This window comes from Paenibacillus ferrarius, assembly GCF_002027705.1.
Classification (GTDB): domain Bacteria; phylum Bacillota; class Bacilli; order Paenibacillales; family NBRC-103111; genus Paenibacillus_E; species Paenibacillus_E ferrarius.
Window position 1 is genome coordinate 83,180 of sequence record NZ_MBTG01000015.1, and the last position, 24,892, is coordinate 108,071.

At 48.7% G+C, this 24,892-nt stretch carries 33 protein-coding genes; 8 read left to right on the forward strand and 25 right to left on the reverse strand.

Features of this window, described 5'->3' with window-relative positions; all coding sequences use genetic code 11:
• Positions 1 to 74 precede the first annotated feature (74 nt).
• The 4 genes from BC351_RS17770 (at position 75) to BC351_RS17785 (ending at position 1,829) form a co-directional block, all read left to right on the forward strand.
• Entirely contained in the window at positions 75 to 518 is a 444-nt protein-coding gene (locus BC351_RS17770; RefSeq protein ID WP_079414086.1) for an Hsp20/alpha crystallin family protein, read from the forward strand.
• A 155-nt stretch (positions 519 to 673) separates the two neighbouring features.
• Positions 674 to 889 (forward strand): hypothetical protein, encoded by a 216-nt coding sequence (locus tag BC351_RS17775; protein WP_144028439.1) that lies wholly within the window; start codon positions 674 to 676, stop codon positions 887 to 889.
• 7 nt (positions 890 to 896) lie between these two features.
• The gene (locus BC351_RS42925) at positions 897 to 1,469 is read left to right on the forward strand and encodes a hypothetical protein (RefSeq protein ID WP_208629765.1); all 573 of its coding nucleotides are present in this window, start codon (positions 897 to 899) and stop codon (positions 1,467 to 1,469) included.
• Between the two features lie 12 nt (positions 1,470 to 1,481).
• Positions 1,482 to 1,829, forward strand: coding sequence for a hypothetical protein (locus BC351_RS17785; RefSeq protein ID WP_144028440.1), 348 nt, complete (start codon positions 1,482 to 1,484; stop codon positions 1,827 to 1,829).
• A 22-nt stretch (positions 1,830 to 1,851) separates the two neighbouring features.
• Here the strand turns inward: BC351_RS17785 and BC351_RS17790 are convergent, their stop codons facing one another.
• From BC351_RS17790 to BC351_RS17820, 7 genes are all read right to left on the reverse strand, one after another.
• The gene (locus tag BC351_RS17790; protein WP_079414088.1) at positions 1,852 to 2,136 is read right to left on the reverse strand and encodes a spore germination protein; all 285 of its coding nucleotides are present in this window, start codon (positions 2,134 to 2,136) and stop codon (positions 1,852 to 1,854) included.
• Positions 2,133 to 2,375: a spore germination protein gene (locus tag BC351_RS42285; protein WP_158082128.1), complete on the reverse strand. Its 243-nt coding sequence runs from the start codon at positions 2,373 to 2,375 to the stop codon at positions 2,133 to 2,135. Before BC351_RS42285 ends, BC351_RS17790 begins: the two co-directional genes overlap by 4 nt.
• A gap of 518 nt (positions 2,376 to 2,893) precedes the next feature.
• On the reverse strand, positions 2,894 to 3,214 hold the full coding sequence (locus BC351_RS41620) for a 50S ribosomal protein L33 (protein WP_144028441.1): 321 nt from the start codon (positions 3,212 to 3,214) through the stop codon (positions 2,894 to 2,896).
• A 180-nt stretch (positions 3,215 to 3,394) separates the two neighbouring features.
• Complete coding sequence (locus BC351_RS17805; RefSeq protein ID WP_079414090.1) at positions 3,395 to 3,619, reverse strand: DUF1128 domain-containing protein; 225 nt, start codon at positions 3,617 to 3,619, stop codon at positions 3,395 to 3,397.
• Positions 3,620 to 3,759: 140 nt separating this feature from the next.
• Positions 3,760 to 4,416 (reverse strand): TetR/AcrR family transcriptional regulator, encoded by a 657-nt coding sequence (locus tag BC351_RS17810; RefSeq protein ID WP_079414091.1) that lies wholly within the window; start codon positions 4,414 to 4,416, stop codon positions 3,760 to 3,762.
• A 62-nt stretch (positions 4,417 to 4,478) separates the two neighbouring features.
• Positions 4,479 to 5,120, reverse strand: a complete 642-nt coding sequence (locus BC351_RS17815) for a YigZ family protein (RefSeq protein WP_079414092.1) — start codon at positions 5,118 to 5,120, stop codon at positions 4,479 to 4,481.
• Positions 5,121 to 5,286: 166 nt separating this feature from the next.
• Positions 5,287 to 6,642, reverse strand: a complete 1,356-nt coding sequence (locus BC351_RS17820) for a glucose-6-phosphate isomerase (protein ID WP_079414093.1) — start codon at positions 6,640 to 6,642, stop codon at positions 5,287 to 5,289.
• Positions 6,643 to 6,769: 127 nt separating this feature from the next.
• Here BC351_RS17820 and BC351_RS17825 point away from each other — a divergent pair, with 127 nt between their 5' ends.
• Positions 6,770 to 8,065 (forward strand): NAD(P)-binding domain-containing protein, encoded by a 1,296-nt coding sequence (locus BC351_RS17825; protein WP_079414094.1) that lies wholly within the window; start codon positions 6,770 to 6,772, stop codon positions 8,063 to 8,065.
• An 82-nt stretch (positions 8,066 to 8,147) separates the two neighbouring features.
• Here BC351_RS17825 and BC351_RS17830 read toward each other — a convergent pair whose 3' ends face one another.
• The 18 genes from BC351_RS17830 to BC351_RS17915 all read right to left on the reverse strand — a co-directional run bounded on the left by BC351_RS17830 (position 8,148) and on the right by BC351_RS17915 (position 23,239).
• Positions 8,148 to 8,735 (reverse strand): glycoside hydrolase family 73 protein, encoded by a 588-nt coding sequence (locus BC351_RS17830; RefSeq protein ID WP_079414095.1) that lies wholly within the window; start codon positions 8,733 to 8,735, stop codon positions 8,148 to 8,150.
• Positions 8,732 to 9,130: a phage holin family protein gene (locus tag BC351_RS17835; RefSeq protein WP_079414096.1), complete on the reverse strand. Its 399-nt coding sequence runs from the start codon at positions 9,128 to 9,130 to the stop codon at positions 8,732 to 8,734. Before BC351_RS17835 ends, BC351_RS17830 begins: the two co-directional genes overlap by 4 nt.
• A 76-nt stretch (positions 9,131 to 9,206) precedes the next feature.
• On the reverse strand, positions 9,207 to 9,743 hold the full coding sequence (locus BC351_RS17840; RefSeq protein WP_079414097.1) for an XkdW family protein: 537 nt from the start codon (positions 9,741 to 9,743) through the stop codon (positions 9,207 to 9,209).
• A 14-nt stretch (positions 9,744 to 9,757) separates the two neighbouring features.
• Complete coding sequence (locus tag BC351_RS17845; RefSeq protein WP_079414098.1) at positions 9,758 to 13,090, reverse strand: right-handed parallel beta-helix repeat-containing protein; 3,333 nt, start codon at positions 13,088 to 13,090, stop codon at positions 9,758 to 9,760.
• A gap of 17 nt (positions 13,091 to 13,107) precedes the next feature.
• The gene (locus BC351_RS17850) at positions 13,108 to 13,641 is read right to left on the reverse strand and encodes a YmfQ family protein (RefSeq protein WP_079414200.1); all 534 of its coding nucleotides are present in this window, start codon (positions 13,639 to 13,641) and stop codon (positions 13,108 to 13,110) included.
• Positions 13,642 to 13,694: 53 nt separating this feature from the next.
• Entirely contained in the window at positions 13,695 to 14,801 is a 1,107-nt protein-coding gene (locus tag BC351_RS17855; RefSeq protein ID WP_079414099.1) for a baseplate J/gp47 family protein, read from the reverse strand.
• A gap of 1 nt (position 14,802) precedes the next feature.
• Complete coding sequence (locus tag BC351_RS17860) at positions 14,803 to 15,258, reverse strand: DUF2634 domain-containing protein (RefSeq protein WP_079414100.1); 456 nt, start codon at positions 15,256 to 15,258, stop codon at positions 14,803 to 14,805.
• Positions 15,259 to 15,648 (reverse strand): hypothetical protein, encoded by a 390-nt coding sequence (locus BC351_RS17865; RefSeq protein WP_079414101.1) that lies wholly within the window; start codon positions 15,646 to 15,648, stop codon positions 15,259 to 15,261.
• Positions 15,635 to 16,651 carry an XkdQ/YqbQ family protein gene (locus BC351_RS17870; RefSeq protein WP_244209073.1) on the reverse strand — a complete coding sequence of 339 codons (1,017 nt, stop codon included), beginning with the start codon at positions 16,649 to 16,651 and terminating at the stop codon, positions 15,635 to 15,637. Before BC351_RS17870 ends, BC351_RS17865 begins: the two co-directional genes overlap by 14 nt.
• A complete protein-coding gene (locus BC351_RS17875; RefSeq protein ID WP_079414202.1) occupies positions 16,648 to 17,283 on the reverse strand; it encodes a LysM peptidoglycan-binding domain-containing protein in 636 nt (211 codons plus the stop codon). Before BC351_RS17875 ends, BC351_RS17870 begins: the two co-directional genes overlap by 4 nt.
• A 7-nt stretch (positions 17,284 to 17,290) precedes the next feature.
• A complete protein-coding gene (locus BC351_RS42290; protein WP_158082129.1) occupies positions 17,291 to 18,910 on the reverse strand; it encodes a hypothetical protein in 1,620 nt (539 codons plus the stop codon).
• Positions 18,911 to 18,915: 5 nt separating this feature from the next.
• Positions 18,916 to 19,068, reverse strand: a complete 153-nt coding sequence (locus BC351_RS42745; RefSeq protein WP_167388028.1) for a hypothetical protein — start codon at positions 19,066 to 19,068, stop codon at positions 18,916 to 18,918.
• 23 nt (positions 19,069 to 19,091) lie between these two features.
• Positions 19,092 to 19,484 (reverse strand): phage tail assembly chaperone, encoded by a 393-nt coding sequence (locus tag BC351_RS17890; RefSeq protein WP_079414104.1) that lies wholly within the window; start codon positions 19,482 to 19,484, stop codon positions 19,092 to 19,094.
• Between the two features lie 18 nt (positions 19,485 to 19,502).
• Entirely contained in the window at positions 19,503 to 19,913 is a 411-nt protein-coding gene (locus BC351_RS17895; RefSeq protein WP_079414105.1) for a phage tail tube protein, read from the reverse strand.
• A 12-nt stretch (positions 19,914 to 19,925) separates the two neighbouring features.
• Positions 19,926 to 21,389, reverse strand: a complete 1,464-nt coding sequence (locus BC351_RS17900; protein WP_079414106.1) for a phage tail sheath subtilisin-like domain-containing protein — start codon at positions 21,387 to 21,389, stop codon at positions 19,926 to 19,928.
• Positions 21,389 to 21,607 (reverse strand): YqzN/YkzM domain-containing protein, encoded by a 219-nt coding sequence (locus BC351_RS17905; RefSeq protein ID WP_079414107.1) that lies wholly within the window; start codon positions 21,605 to 21,607, stop codon positions 21,389 to 21,391. Before BC351_RS17905 ends, BC351_RS17900 begins: the two co-directional genes overlap by 1 nt.
• A gap of 11 nt (positions 21,608 to 21,618) precedes the next feature.
• Positions 21,619 to 22,443, reverse strand: coding sequence for a minor capsid protein (locus tag BC351_RS17910; RefSeq protein ID WP_079414108.1), 825 nt, complete (start codon positions 22,441 to 22,443; stop codon positions 21,619 to 21,621).
• 340 nt (positions 22,444 to 22,783) lie between these two features.
• Positions 22,784 to 23,239: an ArpU family phage packaging/lysis transcriptional regulator gene (locus BC351_RS17915; RefSeq protein WP_079414109.1), complete on the reverse strand. Its 456-nt coding sequence runs from the start codon at positions 23,237 to 23,239 to the stop codon at positions 22,784 to 22,786.
• A 165-nt stretch (positions 23,240 to 23,404) separates the two neighbouring features.
• Here BC351_RS17915 and BC351_RS17920 point away from each other — a divergent pair, with 165 nt between their 5' ends.
• The 3 genes from BC351_RS17920 to BC351_RS17930 are packed head-to-tail and all read left to right on the forward strand — an operon-like array spanning position 23,405 to position 24,880.
• Positions 23,405 to 23,812 carry a helix-turn-helix domain-containing protein gene (locus BC351_RS17920; protein ID WP_079414110.1) on the forward strand — a complete coding sequence of 136 codons (408 nt, stop codon included), beginning with the start codon at positions 23,405 to 23,407 and terminating at the stop codon, positions 23,810 to 23,812.
• Between the two features lie 17 nt (positions 23,813 to 23,829).
• Positions 23,830 to 24,513 (forward strand): ImmA/IrrE family metallo-endopeptidase, encoded by a 684-nt coding sequence (locus tag BC351_RS17925; protein WP_079414111.1) that lies wholly within the window; start codon positions 23,830 to 23,832, stop codon positions 24,511 to 24,513.
• Positions 24,506 to 24,880, forward strand: a complete 375-nt coding sequence (locus BC351_RS17930) for a hypothetical protein (RefSeq protein ID WP_079414112.1) — start codon at positions 24,506 to 24,508, stop codon at positions 24,878 to 24,880. Before BC351_RS17925 ends, BC351_RS17930 begins: the two co-directional genes overlap by 8 nt.
• Positions 24,881 to 24,892: the final 12 nt, after the last annotated feature.

Below are 24,892 nucleotides of genomic sequence, written 5' to 3' on the forward strand. Positions count from 1 at the left end.
CGGAAGCACATAGACTAGTAGCATGCTGCTTGCAGCGCTACTTTCTATGCAGAAGAGTCAGGTGATGATGGCCGATGAATCCCCCAGGCAACCGTTCACAGGGGCCCGATTGGAAATCACTATCGGCGCAGGCCGGCGACGTGTTAGGCCCCGAATTCTGGCAGGACATTGCCAGTATCATCCCGCTTACAGGACCACGGATTGATATGTATGAGACACCGCAGGAGCTGGTTGTTGTCGCGGAGGTTCCTGGACTTTCTTCTCCCGAACATATTCAGCTTTCCTTTCGAGATCAATCCCTTCTGGTGCGAGGCAATCTCGTTCGACCTTATCAAGTGCCGGATGAGAAGATGCGGCTTTCCGAGCGTTTCTTTGGCGCCTTTGAGCGAGCCATTCGTCTGCCCGGCAGAGCGATGACCGAGCATATGCGGGCAAATTATCATAATGGTCTACTTATTGTTCGAATCCCCTTGGCTCCGCCGGATGGGGAGAAGGTAATCCCTATTCAATTCACGTAACGTTCGACAGCCCAAAGCAGGAGGCGACACATTCGCCCGCTTGTCTAGGACTAGCGGACGTTATTTGTTTTTGGAAAAGTGAAATGAATCTCCGTTTGTCCCCATATAAATAAATGAGACCATTCGGAAATCCAGATACGGAGGGGATTATTGTGGTGCGCATTCAATTTCAATCCATTCATATCGATAACATCGCAGAAACATCCAGTGTGAATAAAGGGACCAATCGGATTATGGGAAGGCGGCATTCGGTAAAGGTCAATCAGGGACTGGGCGAAGTACATGGCGATAGCAATGTCGTTCTCGGCGGCAAGCATGCCGTCCATGATGGCGACATGTTTGATCTTAAACCGATGACAAGAAAGAGCTGAACGGAGGATGTGGTTCAAAAAGAAAAAAACGAAACCGCAGCCACGTACATCTATTCCGTCGACGGCAGCACCCACACCTGCATCTCCGCCTTCGAACCAGGCCAAACCTGCATCCCCACCTTCGAACCCCACCAAACCTGATTCGACTTCTCTCTATGTTCAGCAACTGGAAAGACGGCTCAAGAAGCTTGAAGATGAACTGGCTAATCTGACCGCCAAACATCCGCAGATTCGTATTGATACTTTGCATGTGCATCAGCCTGTTTTGGAAAATCTAACATTTCGCTTGGATCATCTCGATATTAAAGAATTGAGCGGCTCCCTGAATTTAGGCAATAATTTCGGAGCCAAGCCAAATGAGAAGAAAGGCCCCTTGGATGAAGCCCTCAAGCATGTCCAAGTGTCAAAAGACGCGAAACAAGCTGCACACCCAACTGGCGGTGAAAGCTCGGCTGAACAAAGTACCGATAGCGGAAGTCAGACTGGTGGCGGTACGAAGCATAGTGCGAGCAGCGGCTCCCCACATTCAGAACGAACTTCAACCGGCTATCGTTTTACGTCCCCATCCAAGACAGAATGAGGTGATCTACGCATGTCAACGTTCATGTCGCCCTCTTTCATTATCGGCTCGATCCGGATTGGATCCGTCGAAAGTGCCTCATGCATCAATATGGGCAACAATTGGCCGACCGACTTCCAAAGCAATCAGAAAACTGTGCAAGGGTTTGGCGCTGTAGAAGGCGATCATAATCAGCTAGTTGGAACGCGCTCCATGCTGAACGACTCCGATTTCATGGATATGCTCAATATTGGCGACAATGAAACACCGGATTGGCTGCAAGAGATGATTGCCAACCAGGCTCAGGCCTCCGGCTTTACGTCGGCTCAGGCTCACAAGGAGGAACCTGCCGCAACAAATGCTCCGCAAGCGGCTGATTAAAGCGGCTGCGGAGCAAGTTTTTTTACAAACGGCCAATAATGAAATCTCCCTTGGTGTACGGCGCATCAATGATATCATTGTCGTAGACGGTGTTCACATTGTTCAGCATATAGTTATTGTCCCCGCTGACTTCACCCATGCCGCTATTCGCCTTGCTGCTTGATGTCCAAAGAATTTGCATATTCGTCCCTACGAAAATACCAGAGGAATCACCGATTGTATTCACATGAATGGAATCGAATTGAATGAGTGGCGGCTCTTGTGGAACTGGCAGATACGTGATCGCATTCCCCCACTCTTTCATCATACTTGGGTCGCCACGGTAGGTTTAAAGTCCTGATCATTAATTGGCGCATCGATAAAGTCATTATCATAAAGGAAATTCACGATATTAACGGAAATCGAATTGCCGATAAATTCACCGGTACCGTAATTGTTCTTGCTGTGCGAATCCCAGCTCGATTGAACATTCTCACCGATTCCGATGGTGGCATTCGTATTCTGATTATTGATATTAATCATGTTAAAAACGATGGAACTCGGCATGCCGCTCACTCCTGTCCACGGATAGCTTTCAATCCGCCGCCCTTTCCTTGCTTCAAGGACATTGGCCGAAAACTTGTATGTTAGCCTATTCATGTGGCAGCCGATTGGTGACAGTTGCCGGCTTCCGATTAGGGATGAATTTGACCCTTGCATACGAGTAAGGAGCAATCGAGCATCTTTGGGCTCACGATTTTGAAAACCTGCCAAAGTGCAGGCTTTCTCGATCAAATCGTGTGAAACAGCAGAAAGCCTGCGATAATGCAGGCTTTTTAAGCTTTTTCATCCTGGGATCGAAAAAAAGCCTCAAAAGGATGCATAATCGCAGGCTTTTCACCCTTTTGCCTATTCCAAGACGAAAAAGGATGCATATTTGCAGGAAATACGCAGGATAGACGAGCCTAAGGCAGACCGCCAACTGCCAGCTTGGGCATAACTCAAACTGCTCCAGCAAGAGGGCTGTCAACAAAAAAAACCCTTTCCCACTGGGGAAAGAGTCCTCCTTCGACAACTTTTAAACCTTAGAACCAAAGCCCAGGACCGAAACCGCCGCCAAAGCCACCGAACGGACCACCAAAGCCGCCACCGAAGCCACCGCCAAAGCCACCATAACCATAGCCACCATAAGCAAACGGTGAAGTACCAATTGCTAACAGATCAAACAAAACCAACGGAACGATAGCTTTAGTTTGTGCTTTTTTGCTAGTTTGCTGAGCCACAATTAATGTATTCCCGCTGATGCGCACTAGTTTTCCCGTTACACTGGATCCGTCTTTCTTCACAGCTACAATATGTTTACCTATCAATTTCCGAACATCTTCTTTACGAATCTTGGACGCCATGAACGTCCACCTCCTTCAGCTACCAGAGATACATTGCTCTACAGTGTACGGCTGTATAGGTCGATTCGCTTGGATAGCTGTCCATTCCAAAGAATAAATACGCAGATGTCTCTATAAAGAAAAAAGCCGTATTTCCAAGCCCCGCAAAGGCAAGAAAAACGGCTTCTTATTTGTAACCTACTAGGCTTTGCGAATATTGCCCAGCTCTGTTGTGATCGCATCAATTTCACTAATGCTGAATCTATCTTTGCTTGCAACCATGTTGTACAGATCCTTCAGGTCCTCATATACCTCTTCCTTCACGTTGGAGGCTTTGATTGAACCGCCTGTCGCCATGCGCAGCTTCTTCTTAATTTCTTCGAACATGAATTCCACGTTCTCTTCCGACCATGTGTTCAAATCCATCTATGTGTCATCCTCCCCTGCTTCTCTTCCATCATTTTAAAGCACCTACCGCTGAATGTAAAATAGAAAGCATGTTCAGAGGAGCAAAAAAGGACTCTCTTCCAGCAGATAGATCTACTTGAAAGACAGTCCTAACCTTATTAAATCGCATTCGAAATAGGTAAATTCGAGCCGACCATTTTGACAAGGGGACGCTGCTGTTCATAAGAATCAATGTCCAAGCTTACACAGATCAGACGAATATGCTCTTCAGCCAGCCTCCGCGCTTCTTCATAGGTTTGTTTAAACTGAATGCAATAAGAGATAAGGCCATGCATGGACATAAACAAATTCCACGGCAGCGTGAACTTTCTGCTCTCATAAGCAGGTTGGTCAGCGATTACCTGTCTAATCACAACAGCGAACATTTCTAAGCATTGTGCTTGCTCGGTACGAGAGTAATGGGCTAATTCCGGTTCGTTCAACATGAACATCATTTCGTAATGATTCGGGTTGGTCAAACCAAACCAAACGAATTCCATCATCAGCTTTTGAAGCAGGTTCACGCTAAACCCATGCTCACGAACGATCATTTCCCTCTGCCGCTGCAACAGTAAGGAAAAGTCATCTTTAATTAACGCATAAAATAGTTCAGCTTTCTCATTAAAATGGTAATATAACGCTCCGTGACTGTACCCCATTGCTTTTGCGATGCTGCGCATCGTTAAAGCACGATAGCCAAAAGTAGCGAATAAATCCCGCGCCTCGGTAAGTATTCGTTCTCTGCTAAGCTCTTGCGCGACTGCTTTCCTAGCCATTCTTCTATCCCTCCGCATCCTTAGCTTATGAAATTATATGATCTGTTTAACCTCGAACCCGCCTATTCCGGCAGGTTCTTATGAATGATGTACTCGTTCTCTCCGGTGGTGATCATGCCTTGACCTTGTGTAATGTCTGTTGCCCAGTTGATAAATGTTTCCGCTGCCGCTGCCAAAGGGTAACAAGCTACCGTCACTTTATCTGTAAACTGAATGTCCCCTAGGAGCATCCCCTGGTTTCTCAGCTCATTCTCGATTTTGCCATACCACGTATAATCAACCTCAATCAATACCTTTTGATGGTTAACTTTATAAATCGGCTGACCAGCCTCAATGCCGACCACGGCTCCATCTGTATAGGCACGAATAAGTCCGCCCGCGCCAAGCATGATGCCGCCAAAATAACGGGTAACCACAACGGCGATATTCTTGAGCCCTTGATGCTTAATCACTTCCAGAATCGGCTTACCTGCGGTCCCGCTCGGTTCTCCGTCATCAGATTGCTTCTGAATCTGGTCTCTCTCCCCGATTACATACGCACTGCAGTTGTGTGTAGCCGCTTTGTGTTCCTTTTTGATCGCTTCAATAAATTGGACAGCTTCTTCTTCTGACTCTACTGGCTTGGCATGGCCGATGAAACGCGACTTCTTGATGATGATTTCCGACGATCCGTACGATTGGATAGTTTTGAAATGTGCTAGCATAGCCGACCTTTCTTGGTAGAAGGAAACATCTGTTTCACTATATTCTACACACAACATTAGACTTCGACAATATAGAAAGAAAATTTACCACATAAATAATGGGAATTATGGAACGAAAAAACGACCTATCCGATAGGATTGATCGCTTTTTTACATTTGTTCATTTTTATTGTTGCAAACGTGCTTCTAACTCCGCTTTTTCCTTCTCATAACCCGGTTTGCCTAAGAGGGCAAACATGTTCTTTTTGTAAGCTTCAACGCCTGGTTGGTCGAAAGGATTCACGCCCATCAAGTAACCGCTGATGCCACATGCTTTTTCAAAGAAGTAAACCATATACCCAAAAGAGTAAGGTGTCAGGTCCGGCAAAGTCACGATCAAGTTCGGAACGTGTCCGTCTGTGTGGGCCAGCATCGTGCCTTGGAACGCTTTTTTGTTGACGAAATCCATTGTTTTTCCGCTTAGGAAGTTAAGCCCGTCCAAATCATCTGCATCCGTACCAATCGTGATATGGTCTGCAACTTGATCAACTTGGATCACCGTTTCGAATAAAATCCGGTTGCCGTCTTGCACGAATTGGCCCATCGAGTGAAGATCCGTGGAGAAATCAACAGACGCAGGGTAAATGCCTTTGTAATCCTTGCCTTCGCTTTCCCCGAACAACTGCTTCCACCATTCCGATACGAAATGTAAAGACGGCTCATAGTTCACCAGGATTTCAATCGTTTTGCCTTTGCGATATAGGGAGTTGCGAACGGCCGCATATTGGTACGCTTGGTTCTCGCTTAATTTCGGATTGGAGAATTCTTGCTGCGCATCTGCCGCGCCTTTCATAATAGCTTCTACGTCAATACCCGCCGTCGCGATTGGCAAAAGGCCAACAGCTGTAAGGACGGAATAACGACCGCCGACATCATCCGGAATGACGAAAGTTTCGTAGCCTTCTACATTAGAGAGTGTTTTGAGAGCACCCTTTTCTTGATCTGTTGTTGCATAAATCCGCTTGCGTGCGGCTTCTTTGCCATATTTTTTCTCCAGCAGCTCACGGAAAATACGGAAAGCAATCGCCGGCTCTGTTGTCGTACCGGATTTGGAAATCACGTTGACGGAGAAATCTTTCCCTTCCAACAATTGAAGCAAATGCGTGACATAAGTAGAGCTGATGTTATTGCCCACAAAATATATCTCAGGCGTTTTACGTTTATCTTTTGGCAAAATATTATAGAAAGAATGGGACAACATCTCCAGCGCTGCGCGCGCTCCCAAGTAAGAACCGCCAATCCCGATCACGACAAGCGCTTCGGAATCTGATTGAATTTGCTTCGCTGCAGCTTGAATACGTGCAAATTCCTCGCGATCATATTTCTCAGGAAGATCCACCCAACCTAAATAATCGGATCCTGCACCTGTTTGGTTATGCAGCTGATCATGCGCTAACTCCACTTGAGCTGACAAATAATCAACCTCATGCTGGGATAGAAAAGATAATGCCTTACTGTAATCGAACTGTAGTTTCTTGCTCACTATGCTCGCCTCCATCTCTATATTTTTCCTTTTCCTAGCATACTTATTTGCCTGTCCAAATGCAAGTAAAGAAGGCATTCACAGGTTCTAGTTCCCATGATAAAATGAACCTAGAGGTGAAATATCTATGAAACGTATCGGCTTTATTGGACTTGGCACAATGGGCAAACCCATGGCTGCTAACCTTATTCAAAAGGGTTTTAACGTAACGGTCTATAATCGCACTGCGGAAAAAACGGACGAGCTGGCCCGTCTTGGCGCTGAAGTCGCTTCGACTCCTGCACAAGCAGCACGCAGTTCGGATGTTCTTATTACAATGCTTAGCAATGATGCTTCACTCTTGGAAACGTTCTACAGTGAACACGGCATTCTGAGTGGTATTCATCCCGCTCTCACGATTATTGACTCCAGCACCGTGTCCCCTCAAACAAGTCAAAAGCTGGCTGAGGAGCTCGCGGCGCATTTCGTTGATTTCCTCGACGCACCGGTCACCGGCACCAAACCTGCCGCTGAAGCTGGTACGCTTACTTTCATGGTTGGCGGCAGCCAAGAAGTGTTCGATGAACAGCAAGACGTGTTCTCGGCACTTGGCAGCAAAGCCCTCTACCTCGGCCCGAACGGTTCCGGCTCCAATGCAAAGCTTGCCCACAATACCATGGTGGGTATTAACTTAGCCGGGTTAGCCGAAGGCTTATCCATTGCAACCAAAGCAGGAATTAACCCTGCTCAATTCCTAGAGATTGTACGCTCCGGCGGAGCGCACAGCAAGCAAGTCGAGCTGAAAGGCGACAAAATCATTGATCGCGATTTCAGCAATCAATTCTCCCTGAAGCTGATGCTGAAGGATCTTTTGCTCGCGCAGGAGCTTACCAATAAGTTCCAATTGCCTTCGCCGATGTTGAATTCGGCAACAACCTTGTTCCAGATGGGCTTCAGCAAAGGCCTTGGCGAGGAAGATCTGAGCGCCGTCATCCAGTGCTATGAGGACTGGATGGGTGTTGAAGTCGCAAGACCAAGCGAAGCGGTAGTGGAAGCTGCTTCTGCTGCGGAGAAGCAAGCTTCGCCGCTTTCCGGCCGGGAACGCCGCCGGAACACACGCGTGAAGCTGGACATCAGCCTGAAGCTGTCCATTTACCAATGGGAGCAGGAAGGCTCCTTCTCCGGCCAGAACATCGACGGCACGCTGTTCGACTTGTCGGAAAGCGGCCTGCAGATCACCTCGGAGGCTCCGCTTGCGCCGGACATGTTCATCGTCATCCACTTCCCGCAGGAAGCGGAACTCCCGCCAATCACGGCTCGCGTGATTCGTATTGAAACGGATGGCCATAAGTTCCGTTATGGCTGTATGCTGTCCGGCTTGCCGCCTTATGTGCGGATCAAGCTGGAGCAATATATTGATGATCATATTGAGTATGCTTTGTAGGTGAATGCAACTTCTTCTATTCACCTCTAATGAAGAGAATTCGCGCAAATAAGAGCCTGCAAAGGCTCTTATTTGTGTTGTATTACACTTCCAGTTGGCCAGAAGCCTTGCGCAGCTCATCAGCGAGTCGATGGAATTCTTCTCTAGCTTCTGCATCCTCCGTACTCATCCAAGCGGCCGATAGAAAACGAATAATCTTGTTCGCATCATCCGCACTCATCATATACTCCCCCTTTTCCTCCAGTTGATCAAAACGAGTGAGATCACTTCCCTCTATGATTTGTATAAGCTTGTCCGCATACTTCGGATCTGTGGCATAGCCTGCACGCTGCAGCTCCTTACTTGCAATTTGGTAATTGCGTTCATTCAAAACATTCTTATAGCGCTGATTCTGCGCAAGCAAAAGAGAATGATCGCGTATGCTATCCGCCCAGCTTTCGTACACTCTAAAACCGTCTACAATTTGTACCCACTTGCCGTTAATGAACTCCTGCGTCGCTTGCTGCTGCCCGCTCCCTTTGATGCCAAACAAATTATTCCCAGGTGCCGAGCGCCCCCAGCCACTTTCCAAAATCGCCTGCGCAATCGTCACACTCGCCAAAATCCCATACCCCACCATATCCGCTTGTGCGGCCGGCGCCACTTGGTCAATAAAACTTTCCTTGCTCATAGCCCCTCCCCTTTGCTGCGCAGTATTTGAATCATCTGTTTCAGAAAACTTGGGAGCGGAAGCCCCAACCGCCCATAATTTTCCGTAATGGAAATCAACTCATTAGCTAAATAAAAATAAATAGCCGCCGTCATCATCAACTCCGTATCAAAGAGAAGATCCATCCGATGCGCCAGCATAATGACCAGCAGCATAAGCCCTTTGCGGGCGAGTCCCCAAAAGCCAACCTGACTATTCAGTCCACGTTGTTCCTTCATCGACGCCGCAATCCCCGTCAAATAATCAATGAGGATCGCCATGAGAAACAGGGACATCAATTCATTCCACCCGCCGAATGCGTAAGTTAACATCGTTCCAAAGACAGCTGAAATCATATTAAAATTAATTTGATTCATGTGTAGTTGCTCCTTTCTTCAATAGGTGAGGAAAGGCCGCCGAGATTCTAGGTTCTGGGCAGCCTTTCTGCGTAAATTACCATATAATTGATGCGACTTCTTCTTCGGTGTTTGCTGCTGATAGTGCTGTTTTCAGCTCCCAGTACTTGCTGATGTTGGCGTTTTTGTGGGCGAGCCCATCTGCGTAGAGGTTTTTGAATTGTTCAAAAGAGTGCGGCTGTAGCATGCCGGAGGCTTTCCACGGAATGGGATCTGCGGCTATGCCTGCTGCGATTGCGTTTAGCGTGCTGTTGAGATTTGTTTGGGTTTCGTAGTCGAAGTCGTAGGCGTGTTCCTTGCCCAGAGCTTTTGACTTGAATCCGCTTAGGATTGTTGTGTTGCATTTGGAGTTGAGTTCTTCAGTCTTTGATTCCTTCGATTGTAACAAAACTTGCTCCGGAGTTGGCTGCATCGCTTCCCAGGCGGATTGGAGTTGTTCCTCCGTTGGCTCGGGAGATTCTAGATTCCATTTTGCGATGTAGGGGCCTTGTCCGTCTGAGTCGTCTTGGACGATGAAGTCGGCTAGGGGGTTGGCATCTGGGTATAGATGCATGATTGTTTGTGCTATGTTCATTTGGGTTTCCTCCTTTATGCGATTCTTACAACATCAATACTTGAACCACTTCCTAAAACTGTAGCCGAACTTGTTTGTACATAAACTTCAATGTAATCATTTGCAGATAAATCTATATTCATCATATAAGGAATTATGGGATTACCTGAATTTGATCCATTATCCCCAAATATATTCCTAAATGGTGAACCATTTTTATAAATAGTAATATTTCTGCCTACCGATGTACTCATGCCCGAACTCCACACAATGACACCAGATACATTGTAAGTGCCTGCTGATTTTGCAGTAAACCTTGCAGTACCGCTGTTGAACTCTAGCAAATTATCAACGCCACCTGCTTGGAAAAGGATTTTTGTAGCTGTTACTGCATTAAGATTTTGTGTTGTGTTGCTTCCGTAGTTGACTCTACTTCTATTTGCTTGCGTGTTATCTCCCCAAGGATTAAGAACACCACTATCAGAAACGTTAATGCCGCCCGTCGTAGTCAAATGAAGTCCTGAGGGTTGTGTGCTATTCCTTGCAATTTTGCCGCCATACTGTGCATATGTTGCATATGTGTTGCTTGTACCACTGTTAACCTCTGTCATAACATCTGCGTTTACATGTGACAAAATCGCTGTGAGCCTATTAGATATAACGTTATTGAAAATGTACACTTTTGAATATTCGGCAACAATTCCCCCATAATTTGCAGCATTTCCAACTATATTCAGATCACTTAATAAAACCTTTGCGCAACCCGATACTTGAACACCATGATTGGACGTTGTATTTATGTTGAACCCTCGAACAACTATGGCAGTTGAATTGTATGACATTTCAAACAAAATCACATTTCTACTCGTACTGGCTATTGTATCACCAGTAATAATTATCTCCCTTGTACCGCTGAATCCTCTAATTGACACGCCCTCTGCATACGTACCCGCCGCAACATTAATAACGACCGCATGATTCACAATTTGTGGAACACTATTAATAGCCCGCTGAATCGTCTTAAACGGCTTCCCAGCGCTTCCATCATTATTATCCGCTCCGTTTGTACCATCGACATATAACGTCATTGCAGCACTTGTCTTTTGTGGTACGTTGTATATCTGTCTAGCTAAGATTTCATTAGCACTAATACGTGCGTCTTGGTCTGCTTGATTCGTGGACAATGTATCGACAACGGTTTTTAAGTTGCTTGCCACTTCACCGTTTACCGATTGTACTGGGGCTGCTAATAAATATTGGTCAAGGGCAATGTATGAGACTTCGTATGTTGCTGTTGGATCATAGTTTACAGGAGAACAGTAAGCCCTTTGTTTTCCGTAAGGGTTACCAGAGTCGATTGACCATTTGGAATCACGAATCCCATTCTTATAAACTGCCAAAATGACTGATGTTCGATTTTTTAGTTGTGAAGGTGTCAAACCAACATCATTTATGAACCAATTAGGAGCGCTGAATATAGGTGTAGCCTTCTCACGCACTACACCCCCTTGCCCCACTTCAATCTGATTTAATCCCTCATGTAAAGACATTCCTGCATCTATTTGGACTTCTTCAAATGTTGGTGTAGCTAGTTGATAGATTAGTTTGTAAGGTGTCCAGTTTGGCGCGTAACTAGTTGGCAATGTTCCAGTTCCGTTAGTATGTCCGATCACTTTAAACCAACCTTTGAAGTTCCCATCGACTCGATTGTAAGGAAATGATGAGTTACTGGTATCGTACATAGCCCAACCATTAAAATATGCTTGCATCTCTGCTATTAATGGCATGTATGTCTCTCCCCAACCGCTGTCTGAGTCGGCAACGTCTAAAAAGAAGTTTCCGTCATCATTCAGTTGCGCTCCGTCAATCGCTCCAACAGTACTAAGCACTTTTCCGTCATATTTCACAGCCCTTTGGGAACTCGAAACGACATTAGCACCTAAATTACTAACCAATCTTTTATAACCTGCATAGTCGTTTGTTTGACCCCACGATAAACCTCCATCAAGCAGCATATCCTTAAAACGCTTCTCAACAAAGAATTTCCCATCACGTTTAAACAATGTGTCATACACTGATCCATCCACGGAAGAAGCTAGTTGTACGTTAGGAAATGCAAGCATATCGTCATTACGTGGTTTGAATGGTTTAGCTGTTGTGCCAAGGTTTAGCATTGGATTAGTGAATGTGAATGTTCCTGTAACGCCTGTATCGGCTCCAACTAGAATCGTAACACTTGCCGCATTGCTATCCGTTGTGAATGTTTTGTTAAAAATCATTGATCCATTTGCTATGGCATAGGGCACAGTGTTAAAGCTAGCAATTAGATTACCATTCTTATCATAAGTGTATATATTGTAATAGCCTCCTGCCCCAATCGTACCACCGATGTTTGACACAGAGACGGCTGCTGAAAACGTATATTGCTGTCCACTTATAATTGGAATATTAGTAGCATTATAAGTAGAAAACCCAGCCAGCGTTTTCACAATGGTAACGCTGTATGGATCAGTAATATACATTGCTGAGTTAGCTGGATTAGTCGTTCCCCATTCACCAAACGTAGGCAACAAGTTCTCCCCATACTTAATTACATAAGGTGCATTAACATGTTTTACATCATCTACATATGGGTATTTAGCTGCAACTTGTGCAGCTGTCAAACCATCAAATTCCGCATATTCAGCAGAAGTAACTTCAAACATTCTTATTTCATCAAAGTTGGCGTTGTTACCACTCGCACCTACAACCATCCTTAATTGCATTACATTACTTCCTGCGTTTGGTGTGAACTTAAAGCGTGATAAATTGAACTTTGTTGTGTCTGAAATGACGGGAACTAAAGACGCATAGTCACCTGTTACTGTACCTCCATTATAAGTAATCGGAACAATCTTAGCCGTACCTACATTCGGTTTCACAGAACCGACAAGGATATATTTAGATGTGTCTTTGATCGTTATAGTTGAGCCAGTTGCCGCCAAATCTTGACCCGCACCCGATCCACTCCAAGTTAATTTAAAAGATGAATTACCACTAACTTTAACTGACGTGTCCAATGCCAAAACGGAGGGCGTAGCTGTCCACTGATAGACACTTTCTCCGTTACCTAAACGCCCCAACAAGTTAACTAATGTACGACCTGTAATGTTTTGGACGTTGTAAGGCGCCCCCTTCGGAGCCGTAACAACCTGCAACCCATTAACCAAATTCACAGCCATAGGCGCAGAATTACCCAACTGCCCCCCAACCTGCGAATCAATCCGATCCCAATTGTCATTCAACATCGTGTTAATATCAAACGTATCATTCCCGTCCGTAGACGGATTCTTCTTATAAAGCCCCATGTTCGTTGTCGAGCTCGGCATATGCGTTTCCCTCCAGGTTAAACGGGGATGAATGGCGCGAAATCGGTCATTTTCCTCGTTTGAATTTGATTGATGGTCATCGTTTGGTGGAGCTGGTTGAGCAAGAAGTATTTGTACTGGTACACAACTTGCAAATGTGCCGGTTTGATCTCATCGATCGCCGCCTTCAGATCGCCAAGATTCGGCGGCGTGCCGAGTGTGTCCACGAACCGCACGGTGAACTGATACGCAGCCGGCTGCTGCGTCACTTCAACCGTGCCGCGACTATACGCGCTGGCCACGCTCTCGATCAGCTCAACGGTGACGGTCCCCACGCCGCGCAGCTTGGCGTTGATCACCGACCGGCGCTGATCGTCGGGCTTGCCCGGCACCGGCGCGATGCCGAGCTCGGCTTCCCAAACGTCGAGCCCCCACGTGGCGGAGCCGACGAAGAACTGAGCCAGTGTCTCCTCCAAGGAGACACGCAAAAGATCAAGCTCCGCGCCCTGCGCTTGCAGAATGCCATCCATGATCCGCGAGGTCTCATAGTAGCGGGGCAAATATCCCTTCATCCTGCCGCCACTAACACTTGCACTTGCACTTGCACTCAAATTCCCATTCACACTCACAGCGTCACCACCCCAATAACGGCAACCTGCCCAGCACCAATCACAATATTGGTCCCGCCGCCGTTCAACTGCAAACCAGCATAATCCTGCACGCCCGGGGTATCCAGCAGCAAGGAGCCAATTCGCACATAGCGCACATACGGATCCGCAGAAAAAGCTATTTCGGCTAAATAGCTGCGAACAGTAGCCATAAAGTCAGCTTTCACCTGAGCTAAGGTTCGACTCCCACTCAAGGTCACACTCGCAGAGATGCCAATCAAGACCTCGGCAGCCGCAACGACGGTGACGGCCGCGCCGATAGGCGCTTTGCCAACCAAAGGCGGCGCTGGATAGATGTATTGCTGCACAGCAGAGACAACGGAAGCCGAAGCGCTTCTTTTATCCGTGCCGATAACAACAACTTTGACGGTGCCCGGGCCGTTCCACAAAGGCAGTACCTGTGCTGCGCCAACGCCTGCTACATCGAGCGCCCAGTTGAGATAATCCGCTTTGTTCCCGCTTGTTCCGGGGGAGCGAACTTTCGCATAATAACGGTTCAATAGAGAGGGATCGCCCTCTTTCTCTGCCCCGCCCGTAATTGCCCCAGCATTCGTCACTCCCGTAACTCCAGCAATAGGAGAAATCAATAGGCTAATTGCACCACTAGGTACATTCCCCCCTGTCCCGCCATTCACAGCAGATGCCAGCACGGCAACACGCCCCGAGCCATCTACAACTCCCGCATCCTGCGTCTCAAAAACAATCGAAGCAGTCCCCAGATACGTATCCGCCATCGTTCCGATGCGTGTACCTTTAGGCACTACGGTGCCTGGGACTCCTGCAAACTCAACCAAGCCAGCAGCCCTAACGGCCTCCTTGCGAAAAACACCATGCTCGGCACAACGCAAGTCCAAATAGGGACCAAAGGTCGTCCCTGCAAAACCTCGCCGCAAAACCTCCTGCGACTGAATCGCCGCCTGTGCCAGCTCAATTGCTGCCGGAGCCAAAGCATCCCAAATATACGACCCTTCGGATTGATCCCAGTCGGACGAAAGCCGATCCAGCATTCGCCCGCGAATCGCTTCTTCGGTCTGCTCGGCCAAATAATCCGGTAAACTTGCCATATTAACTGATCACCACACTTCCCTTGATGTTCTTTTGCTCGCCTCGCACATTGGTGATTTCGCACTGAAACGAACACTCGCTATTTTTCCATTCAAATGTAAAATGACGCACATCCGCCGTACGCGGATCGACTTTCAACGTCTCCGTCGTAATGCGTACGATTTCCATTTCATTCGCTTGACGTGACAAATGCCGGGCAACCAAGTCCTCGTACTCCTGGCCATAAGCCCGTGAGTAGACTAAATGCGCATAGCGCTCCGTACGAAGCGCCTTTTGGCACCATTCCAGCCATGCCTCCGTATCTGTGCATTCTGCAATTCTCCCCGTCTGAGTCGTTGCGAACTCCCCAAGCGAATGGTTAAACTTAGGGCTGCGCCTGAACTTAACCGAACCCTTACGCTTCTCTCCGACAAGTGCCCCTGTTCCAATCCCAACCTGCGGAAATAAATTTGGCATCTATCTCACCACCTTGCACAGGATCACAGCATCATTGCCGTCATTGATGGGAATCGCCAAAACGCGGTCGCCCGGCTTCAAGCCATGCCGAAGCTCCAAACGCACATCTTCCACCTCGGACTTGCTAAAGGCAAACGTCCCCTGCCCCGTCACAGCAGCGCTTCCACTGGTCAAGCCTGTAACGGTTCCACCTAATGTGAAAGCAGGCAGGTACACCTTCGCCATCCAATCTGCCACATAATAATCGGCAATCTCATGTTTAAAACGATCCAGCTTCAGCCCGCCAGCCGTCATCGTTCCAAGTTCTGCGGGCATGCCTGCAACGGCAGCCGCAGCATGCCCCGACATCCGATTATCCAGCGTAGTCGCGAGCTTTTTATACGGATTCATTCATGTAATACCTCCTTCTTACCAGCTCGGGGCTGCCCAACTCCAACACCATCTTGCCGGGATCGCCCAGCTCATGCCGAACGGACATCGCAATCAGCTCCATCCCGCTTCCGGCCAAATCAACCTTATCGCCTGCGCGAATCGTGTTAATATCCAGCGAAGTTACGCTGATCGTTTCCTGTACGCCTGAGAGCATTGCTTGCGCTGCCTCTTTGGCTTCGCTGACGGAGGTATAACTGCTGTCCTGTACAATTTTCTGCAAGGTTCCGAGCTCAGCAAGCTCACCTTCTTCTACAGCCAATACTTGTGCGGAAGCATCCTCGCCAATTTCCTTGGTGCCAAGCACCTTGACCTTGGTCACAGCGCCCTCGAGCGTTCTTTTCTGCATAATGCTGATCACATTCTCGCTGGGCTCCAGCGACCAGACGACCTTGTTGCCGCCAATTTCCACGAGTTCCAATCCACTCGCAGTCATGCGGGGGCGATACATCGGTCCGCCTTTTTTGGCTGTTTCCTTCAAATCTTTCATCATCATCCCGTAGATCGACTCCGCGCGATACAGCGCCTTTGCCAGCTTCACTTCCGTATCCGGTAAACGGTCATACCGAATGTTCCAATCATCCGCATACTTGCGAATGCGCTCACTCGCCGTCATCCCCGCTGGAAACACATATTCATCCTCAGATTTCGCCAAATAAATCGTTCGGTCATACATCGTTACCGTCAGCCGGTCGCTTCGTTCATAGTGATTTTCACACTGCCAAACGACAGCGGGATGAAGCAAGTCCACCTGCTGCGTAGCCCTAAAAGGAACTCCTAATACACGGACAGCTTGACCAGGTTTCATCCCTGGGAAATCCGGTGACACGACGAGTGTCGCCTGAGCCCTGTAGGAGATCTCATCGAGTGCTTCCTCCAGCGTCAGTTCATAAATCAAATCTTGAAGCGCATACTTATCCTCCAGCCAAATATCATAAAGGCCAGCCATCCTTTTAGCTGTCATCCGGGCATCACCAACTCTTGATCAGGCTGAATTAAATCGGGATTATCGCCGATAATTCCACGATTAGCCTCATAAATCTCCCGCCAACGGCTGCCTGAACCCAGATTCATTTTGGCAATAGCCCATAGAGAATCGCCCAGCTTAACCTTGTACGTGGCAGGCAATGGTTTAATATCAGGCCTTGACTCCCCGCCCGAGCTTCCCAACCGCTCATCCAGTGTCCTCACCTTATAGTCATTCCAAGTACGGAAGGTCACATCGAAATACACATCGCCAGGCTCACCGCCTCTGAAGCTGCTGTTGTGCGCCGAAAGCATAACGAGTACATTTACCTGTGTTCCCGTAATACGAAGACGAAGCGGGTCCTGACTCTCCATCCATGTATTCAGCTGATTCATCGCTGTTTGGGGATCTGGCAGCGGTTCATATTGACAGTAGCTTGCATCATAATTCGCCGGAAAGAAGGAGGAGAAGGCAATCTCCTTCACCTTCACGCCTTGTGGAACATCCAGCTCGCCACCACGAATAATCGTGATCGTTTCGAAGCTTTTATCTCGGCGGATGTTCACTTCAGAGGGATTGACAGGGAAATGCAGCTTCAGTCCACTCGGATCCTCCAGCGAGAAATCCATTTCCTGACTAGACATAATACATCCTTCCGTTCTCTGTGCGATTCTCCACCGCAGCGTTAATTTGCGAGACAATGTGATGCCCGATCGTCAGGGCTAATTGTTCCTCATCCACTTTCTCTGTTGGAAAATTAATCGTAATGCCATCCACCGTAATGCTGTATTGCTGAGAAATAGCGGAGCTCTGAGAAGAACTACTCATATTTGATGGATCGCTCTGCAAAGGATTCGCAGATGCAGACTCGCGGCCAGCAGGCAGCAGATCCGTCTTGGACTCCTGAGCCTGAGACTTATCCTTACTCGCAAATAACTTATCATTAATATAAGAGCCCGCTTTATCGCCGAGCCAACCGCCAACAATACCGCCAACGGCAGTCCCAAACCCTGGTAAAATAAAGGACCCAATCGTAGCTCCGATTACAGTACCCGCTGCACCTGCACCTGCTTGAATGGCTGCGGCGGCCTTATTGTCGGAGGTCAAAATATCTGCGGCTGATAGTGCGATACCGAGCGGCTTCACCACTTTCCCACCCATTTTCAGCAGCTTGGAGCCTTTCTTGAACAACTTGCCCAAGCGCCCTCCTTTCGGAGCAACCGGATTTCCTTCCGGTTTCACATCGGCAGCAGCCGGTGTTGGTGGTGTTGGTGGTACTGGCGGTGTTGGCGGTACTGGTGGTACTGGCGGTACTGGTGGTGTTGGTGGTGTTGGTGGTACTGGCGGATTTCCACGCGCTCTTTCCCTAGCTTTAGCTTTCTCTGCTGCTTTGTCAGCCTTCGACTTGCTTGCAGGTTCGGCATTGCCTGTCTTTGTTTTGGTTTTGCTGCCTGCTTTACTCTTCGTCTTCGAGCCAGCTTTGGGCTTTGTTTGCTTAGCCCCTTTGCATTTGCCCTTGCCTTTCGTGCAGCATTCCGTCTTGGTTCCTGCTCCCGACTTCGTTCCCTTGCCCCCGCCGCCAAACAATCCCTTCAAAGATTTGATGCTGGCTACAATGGATTTAACGCTTTCCGCAAATGAGGCAAAGCTCTTGGAGATCGACTTAATCCCCTCCGCAAAAATCTTGCAGCCTTCGCCAATCCCTTTGGCTCCTTCACCAATGGCTTTGAAGCCTTCGCCGAAGCTTTTGAACGCTTCTCCAAAATCCTTGAGAATGGGCCCCAGCTTCTTCAATCGCTCAATCCAAATATCAATCGGGCTGGTATCCGGCTTGGTCGTAATTGTAAGCATCGCAACGGATGCTGAGGCAGATGCCGAAGCAGATGCCGATGCCTCACCTGATCCTTTGGCCGCTACATCAATGGATAAGGTGCCGCCGAGACCCTTCAACAAATCGCGAAGCTGCTTGGCGTTCCTGAGGATGTCCTCACCCAGCATCAACTTCAAATCCACCTTCGTATGTCCCAAATCCGCCAATTGCAGCAGCAGCCGGTCTATCACGAAGGAGAAATAATCCCTGATCGCAATCGTCGGTCTGGCTGTAATCTGGCTTAATCTGGCGCTGGCCTCAGCGGCCTTGCCGAACCTATCTTCCAGACGCCTCGTTGATGCGCCCGTCCGGTCCACCATACTGCGCAAACGGTCCTGCGCGGCCATCATTTTGGCCATATTGCCAACTATCGCTGTATCGCTCATTCCTCTCACCTCCTTGCGCGTTCACGCTCGCGCTGCTGCGCTTGTTCTTGTTCCAGCTCGAGCTCCAAGCTGGCGAGCAAGAACTGCTGCTCACCGCGAGGCAGCTTCCAGAATGCTCCGGGGCGCAGATGGTGACGCGTCCACATCGCATGGAGCATCGCCGGGAGCCCCCCGGAGGCAATTAGTTTTTTACTTCATCCAGCGTTGTGTTGAAACCGCTCAGGTCCAGCACTTCATCCCCAAGCGCGGACAGCTCGCCTGCGAGCAAAATCCGCTTGATCACTTCCTCGCCGGAGCTGGCCTGATACTTCGTCAGCAGCCTCGAGTCCCCCCAGTTGGGGGACACGGTGGCAGCCGCAATCAGCGCGACGTTGAACTGCTCTTCGTCCAATCGGTCCGTGTGCACACCCCGGCGATCCGAACGTTCCGTGCAGCGCTCACGCAGCGCAAACACCTGCTTCCCGGTTAGTCCGCGCAGAATAATCGGGACGCCGACCCTCGAAAGGGTCACCGTCTTTTCTGGCAATTGATCCGCGTCGAGCAGCTTTTGCAAAATTTGTTCATCCGTTAACATGATCGCGTTCCTCCTCTTTTAGATACCCCTGATAGGGTCATTCAGTGTGTAGCCTTCGAATGTGAAAGCAACCTCTTCTTTGACTTCCTCGCCGGCCGTCCAATTCGCCAGCTGAAGCTTGTCCAGCATGACATTATTCAAGGTAATCCGCTCAAAACCATAAGAATCGGGATCATTTAATTTGGAAACGAGACTGAATTTATCGAATCCGCGGGCAATCATATCGCTGGTCACTTTGAAACCGCTCATCGTCCCCGTCCCCTTCATTGCGCCTTTCTTGTGGCGTACCCAAGGATCTCCGGCCAGGTTCAATTCTTTCTTCTGAATTTCTACATTGGCTTCCAAATGGTTAAAATTCGTTTGCCATACACCTGCAATAAATACCTGACCATATGTCCCTAAAATAACTCTGCTCGCATCTAAACTCATCGCTAGTCCCCCTTAATTTACGGTAAATGTGCCAAAAATTTGTTCCATCACATCCGTCAGCTTCGCTTCCCACTTGATGTACACTTGGTCGGCAGCCGGTGTCAGCACCGAGCCAGTACCATAGTAGGCCGGATTCAAGTACACATCGAAATCGACTGCTTCGATCACACCAGCTTGAGCCAATGTCTGCATATACTGCTTAGCCGCTTCCACCAGCGCCAATCGCCCTTCTTCTGTGTTGTTTACTTTGCCGATATAGCTGTCTTCCGCCGTGCGGAGCAAATCGTTGTTAATCGTATCCATCACACGAATGGTGCGGATTTTCTTCCAAGCCGTGCTCTGTCCCTGACGCAAGCTGACCAAAGCATTCATCCCGCGAAGCGCCTTCACTTTCTGACCGTCATGGTACAAAAGGAAGACCCCGTTCTTCACGGCTGTTTCCTGCTCGCTCCGCGTCCAGCGGCGTGTCACGTCACTGAAAGGCGCTGCCGCATAGGTAGTCGATTCGCTCAGTTTCTGACCCGCGATGAGGCCGGCGACATAGGCGGAAATATAAGCTGAGCTATAGCTCGTCCCTGCCAAAATCGCCCCGGCTCCCACATTCACGATCGCTTCGTGATTGAAAGCTGCGCTTCGCGCTGTTGCTCGGCTGACCGCATCGGCCGCAATATCGTCGGCGGCTGAACCGCCCAGCACCGTTACAATGCCTCTGCCTTCGCTGCGCAAACGCGTCGTCCATGCAGCTGTCGAAGCTTGAATGCCTGCATCCGCTACCCCATCCAGCGCTAAAACATGAAACTGCTGGGTTTCAAGCGCGCTGAGCGCATTCACATAATCGGTGGAAGCGATGCTGCTGATACCGGAGTTGCCCCCTGTTAATGCGCTGCCTGCAACCGGAGCGAGTGTGCCACTCCCTGGAGCAAGCACCGATGCTGTCAGCCATACGTTGCTGGCATCCTGATTCATCGCATCTGCTGCCGCTTGGACGGTGCTGCCGGAGAACGTGAACACCTTCAGAACTGCTGTGCCTTCAAGCAGCTTGAGGTCTTTTTTGGTCCCATCCACCGCATTCGTCTGTACGATGACAGAGAAGTTATTGCCCCGTGTACCCTCGTATTTGGCGGTAAGCTTTAGCACATTGGCCGCCGCCGAGTCCTTCAGAGTCACACTTGCTTTGGCCGCTGCCGTATCCGCGATCCGATAAGCGAGCAGCTTTTTCGGCTTGCCGAGTAAAGCCAGCTTCAACACAACCGGCGCAGTCGCCGCATCCCCTTGATCAATCCCATAAGTATCATAGATACCTTGCTCACTTGTAATTTCCACAAACTGCCGCACCGCGCCCCAGTTCGCCTTCACCGGGATAGCTACTACGCCTTGCCCGCCAGGTTCAATTGCGCTTAATGCCGCCGCCTCAAAATTCATATAAAAACCCGGTAATACCGGACGATCCGCCCCACTCCAAGTTCCACCTGCCATTATGCAAGCACCTTCCTTTGTAAAAAGTTTTGAATGCGTTGATTCGCTGCTTCAATCGTCAATTCGTTCTCTTCGCAGCCATGCAGAGCGCCGATCAGCACTTCCGGCTGGCTGGCAAATAAAGCTTGCGAGTGCGTGATCAGCTCATCTTTGCTATATAAAGTGGCTTCAGCAGCATTGTCTGGTTTACCGCTTGTTTGCGTCGTGCTTTTTTTCAAAATCGATCACCTCAATTTTCAATTTGTGTTGCCGTTTGTACGCCAGCTATAAGTGGGAAAACGCCTTGCGGTACGGCGGCAGTACCGCTGAGTGTAACGGTAATAAGTCCTGTGGACATATCTCCAGCCCGGAGAGCTGCGCCAGCATGCACAACGGTTAACCATCGGCCGCCCAAGCCAGCCATAGGCAATTTGGCATGTTCGGCTAGTCCCAGCAGCAAATTCTGCGCTGCCAGTTGATATTCACTGGATGTCCTCGCTGCAATCTGTCCAACGAACTGCTTGGAGAGCTGATTAGCGGCTCTTGAAGACGAGGCGCTTTGCTCATTCATGCACTGCCATGAGACGCTGGGTCGGCAAGTTCCATTGAACCCGCGATAAACACGCCACTGCGCTCCCAAAGCCGTCTCTGTGAAAAGGGATATGGCTTCCAGCCACGGTTCAGTGATAGCATCGACTTGCCTAAGAATCAGCACTGTTTTCATTGCATATCTGCCCGCAGCATCCTTATCCTGCACAGCAGGCAAAGCTGTAATTTGTACCGTGTAAAGCTGTCCATCTACTTTAATGACACCGTCATTAGGATGAAGCAGCTTATTCATGCAGCTCCATATACGATCCTGCGCACGTTGTGAGGTAGCGCTTCTCGTATTCAGGCTGAGCTTGCGCCAGCTTTGCGGCGAATCAAGCTTGAATTCGGCGCTGCCGCCAACATGGTTGAACCAGATCGCTTCATCCGGGGAAGCCGGTATGCTGTCCACGAACATGTCGCTTCCCAGCACCCCCTCGCCCTCGGACTGAAGATAGCGCGCTAATTGATTAGTCAAATTAATCATTCACTTCTCACCTCCTTTCCGATCATTCATCCTCTACATTTGTTTTGAAATTCAAAACATTTTTTTCTTTTCAAAGCAATGAACTTGCCTGTTTCCCGAAACCACGCTTTTCACTCCTTCGGCTCATCCCTTAAGCTGCCTCCCAAAGGCCGGCTCGACACCAGTCAGGACTTTGTGTCAAAGTAACTTCTTCTGGAACATCGCCTCCTCTAGCTGACTTCACAACGATCTTACCATCCCCTATCTAGTGTGAACTGCCAACGTACGGCCAACTTTCTGTTAGATCCTTGGAACCTACTTCTCTTTAAATACCTGAATGACGTTCGCCCCCACTAGATTGCTATCCCCTAGCCTCCACTCTCTCTGCGGCATCATTGCTCCGTGACTCCACCTCCAACCGCAGCATATAAGCCAGCTTGCTCATCGCTTTCGCCTTAATGCGGCGGTAAGTGCGTTCACTTACATTCAATTCATGAAACAACAAGAAATCGAATTTCTTATCCTTTTGCAAATAGCGCTTGCGAATCAGCTCCTGCTCCTGAAGCTCCAACCGTGAGACAGCCTCCTCCACCTCCACGCTTACACTTGCTATGTAAGCTTCGGGATCGGCCTCATGCAAACCTGGCATTTCCGCTGCGATGAGATCTGATTGCGAGCCGATAATAGCATTCTTTTCCCTCCTCATGCCGCCAATCGACCTAAACATGCGGACCAGTTCAAGCACCCTCTCCACACGTTTGCGCGTTGTCTTCTGATCTATATCTGTATTCGCTTTATGTAAAATACGATTAACCATTCATCGATCATCTCCTAAAATTTGTCGTTTTGAATTTCTAAACAAATCATACGATGGATTGTTTTAAATTTCAACACAAAAGTTTTGAATATCAAAACTTTTTTTTCTAACCCCTCTTGTTTTTTGTGCCTCCAACCATTTACAATAGAACAAGGTGATGAAGCGATGAAAGATATGGTGCAATTCGGCATTCGAATCCGGCGTCTGCGCCAGCAGAACAAATATTCCCTGCGAGAGCTTGGAGAACGATCCGGTGTCAGTTATTCATTTATAAACTCCATAGAAAATAACCGCTTCAGTCCATCCAGAGAAACGGTTATCGCCTTAGCCGATGCGCTTAACAGTGCTGATAAGGACGAGCTTCTACTGCTTGCCGGTTTTGCTCCGACGGAAGAAGAAGCGCTTGATGGACCTTTGGGAGCCAGTCATGCGGTTGATGTCGATGATCCGGAGATCAGTCTGTTCTTCAAAGATTTCAAGAATGCCCCCAAAGAGCGTAGAGACGAGATGCTTCGCTTCTGGCATTTTATTCAAGAACAGCAGAAGACTCGCAATCCCGATAGCGAGCAGTAAGCTTATTCATTCTATACATGAAGCCCAGCCGGGCTTTTATTTTCGATTATATAACGAACATATATTCCTATAACGAGGTGTTGGTCCTGTTCACGCATTATCAAACTACCCCTCTGGAACAGTGGGTCGAAGATTTATATATCCAACATGGGATTACAACGCCTGCACAGCTTTCCATGACTCATTTGGCTGCCAAATTGAATATTTGGGTATATACGATGGATATGAACAGCATGGCCGTTGAGAAGAACGGACTGTTCAGCATCAATGTCGACCGCAGGCTGTCAGCCAAAGAGCAGTGGGAGGACTTCCTTCATGAGCTGTGCCATGTGCTGCGCCATTCCGGGAACCAGATGGTCATGCCTGATCGCTACGTTGATTGGCAGGAGCAGGATGCTGCGAATTTCCAGCTCTACGCGGCGATGCCGCTTGCGATGCTGAAGAAGCTGTCGCTGCCTGAGCAGAAGAACGAAATGATTGCCCTCTTATCGGAGGAATTCCAAGTCACGTACCGGCTTGCCGAAGCACGCATTGTCCAAATTCAGCGCCGCGTCCTCCAAGGGATTGTGGACCAAGAATATCAACGGCTTACGGAAAGCCAATTCACAAGATACAGCTCCGCCAACTGGTCCGATTCTACCCGTGCCATTATGAACAAGCTCGAACAATTGAAGCAGAAAGGAGCATCTGCCGATGGCTAAGCGCACAGTTTTCTATGATTTTCATGAGGATCATATTCGTCCGTTTATCATGGCGCTGCGCTTTCAGCCTCATGAGCTGGATTGGACCAAATCATCCCTCTATATCCCTCTGAGCGGCCCTTTCCAGCCGCTAATGCTAGAAGAGGTCCCAGAGCTCGAAGCAGGCATAACCGTCCTTCTAGATGATCTCGTCATCCATCCCGAACGGCCCCACACCATTGGCATCAGCCTTAACTCCATCCAGCAAAGACACGCAATGCAAGCGGATTCCCTGCCAAGCATCGTTCATCTATGGATCCGTATGAGCGACATCGAAGAGGTGCTGCAGCTGGACAGCCGCTCCTACTACGCTTGGTCTCCCAACTAACCTTGATCCAAA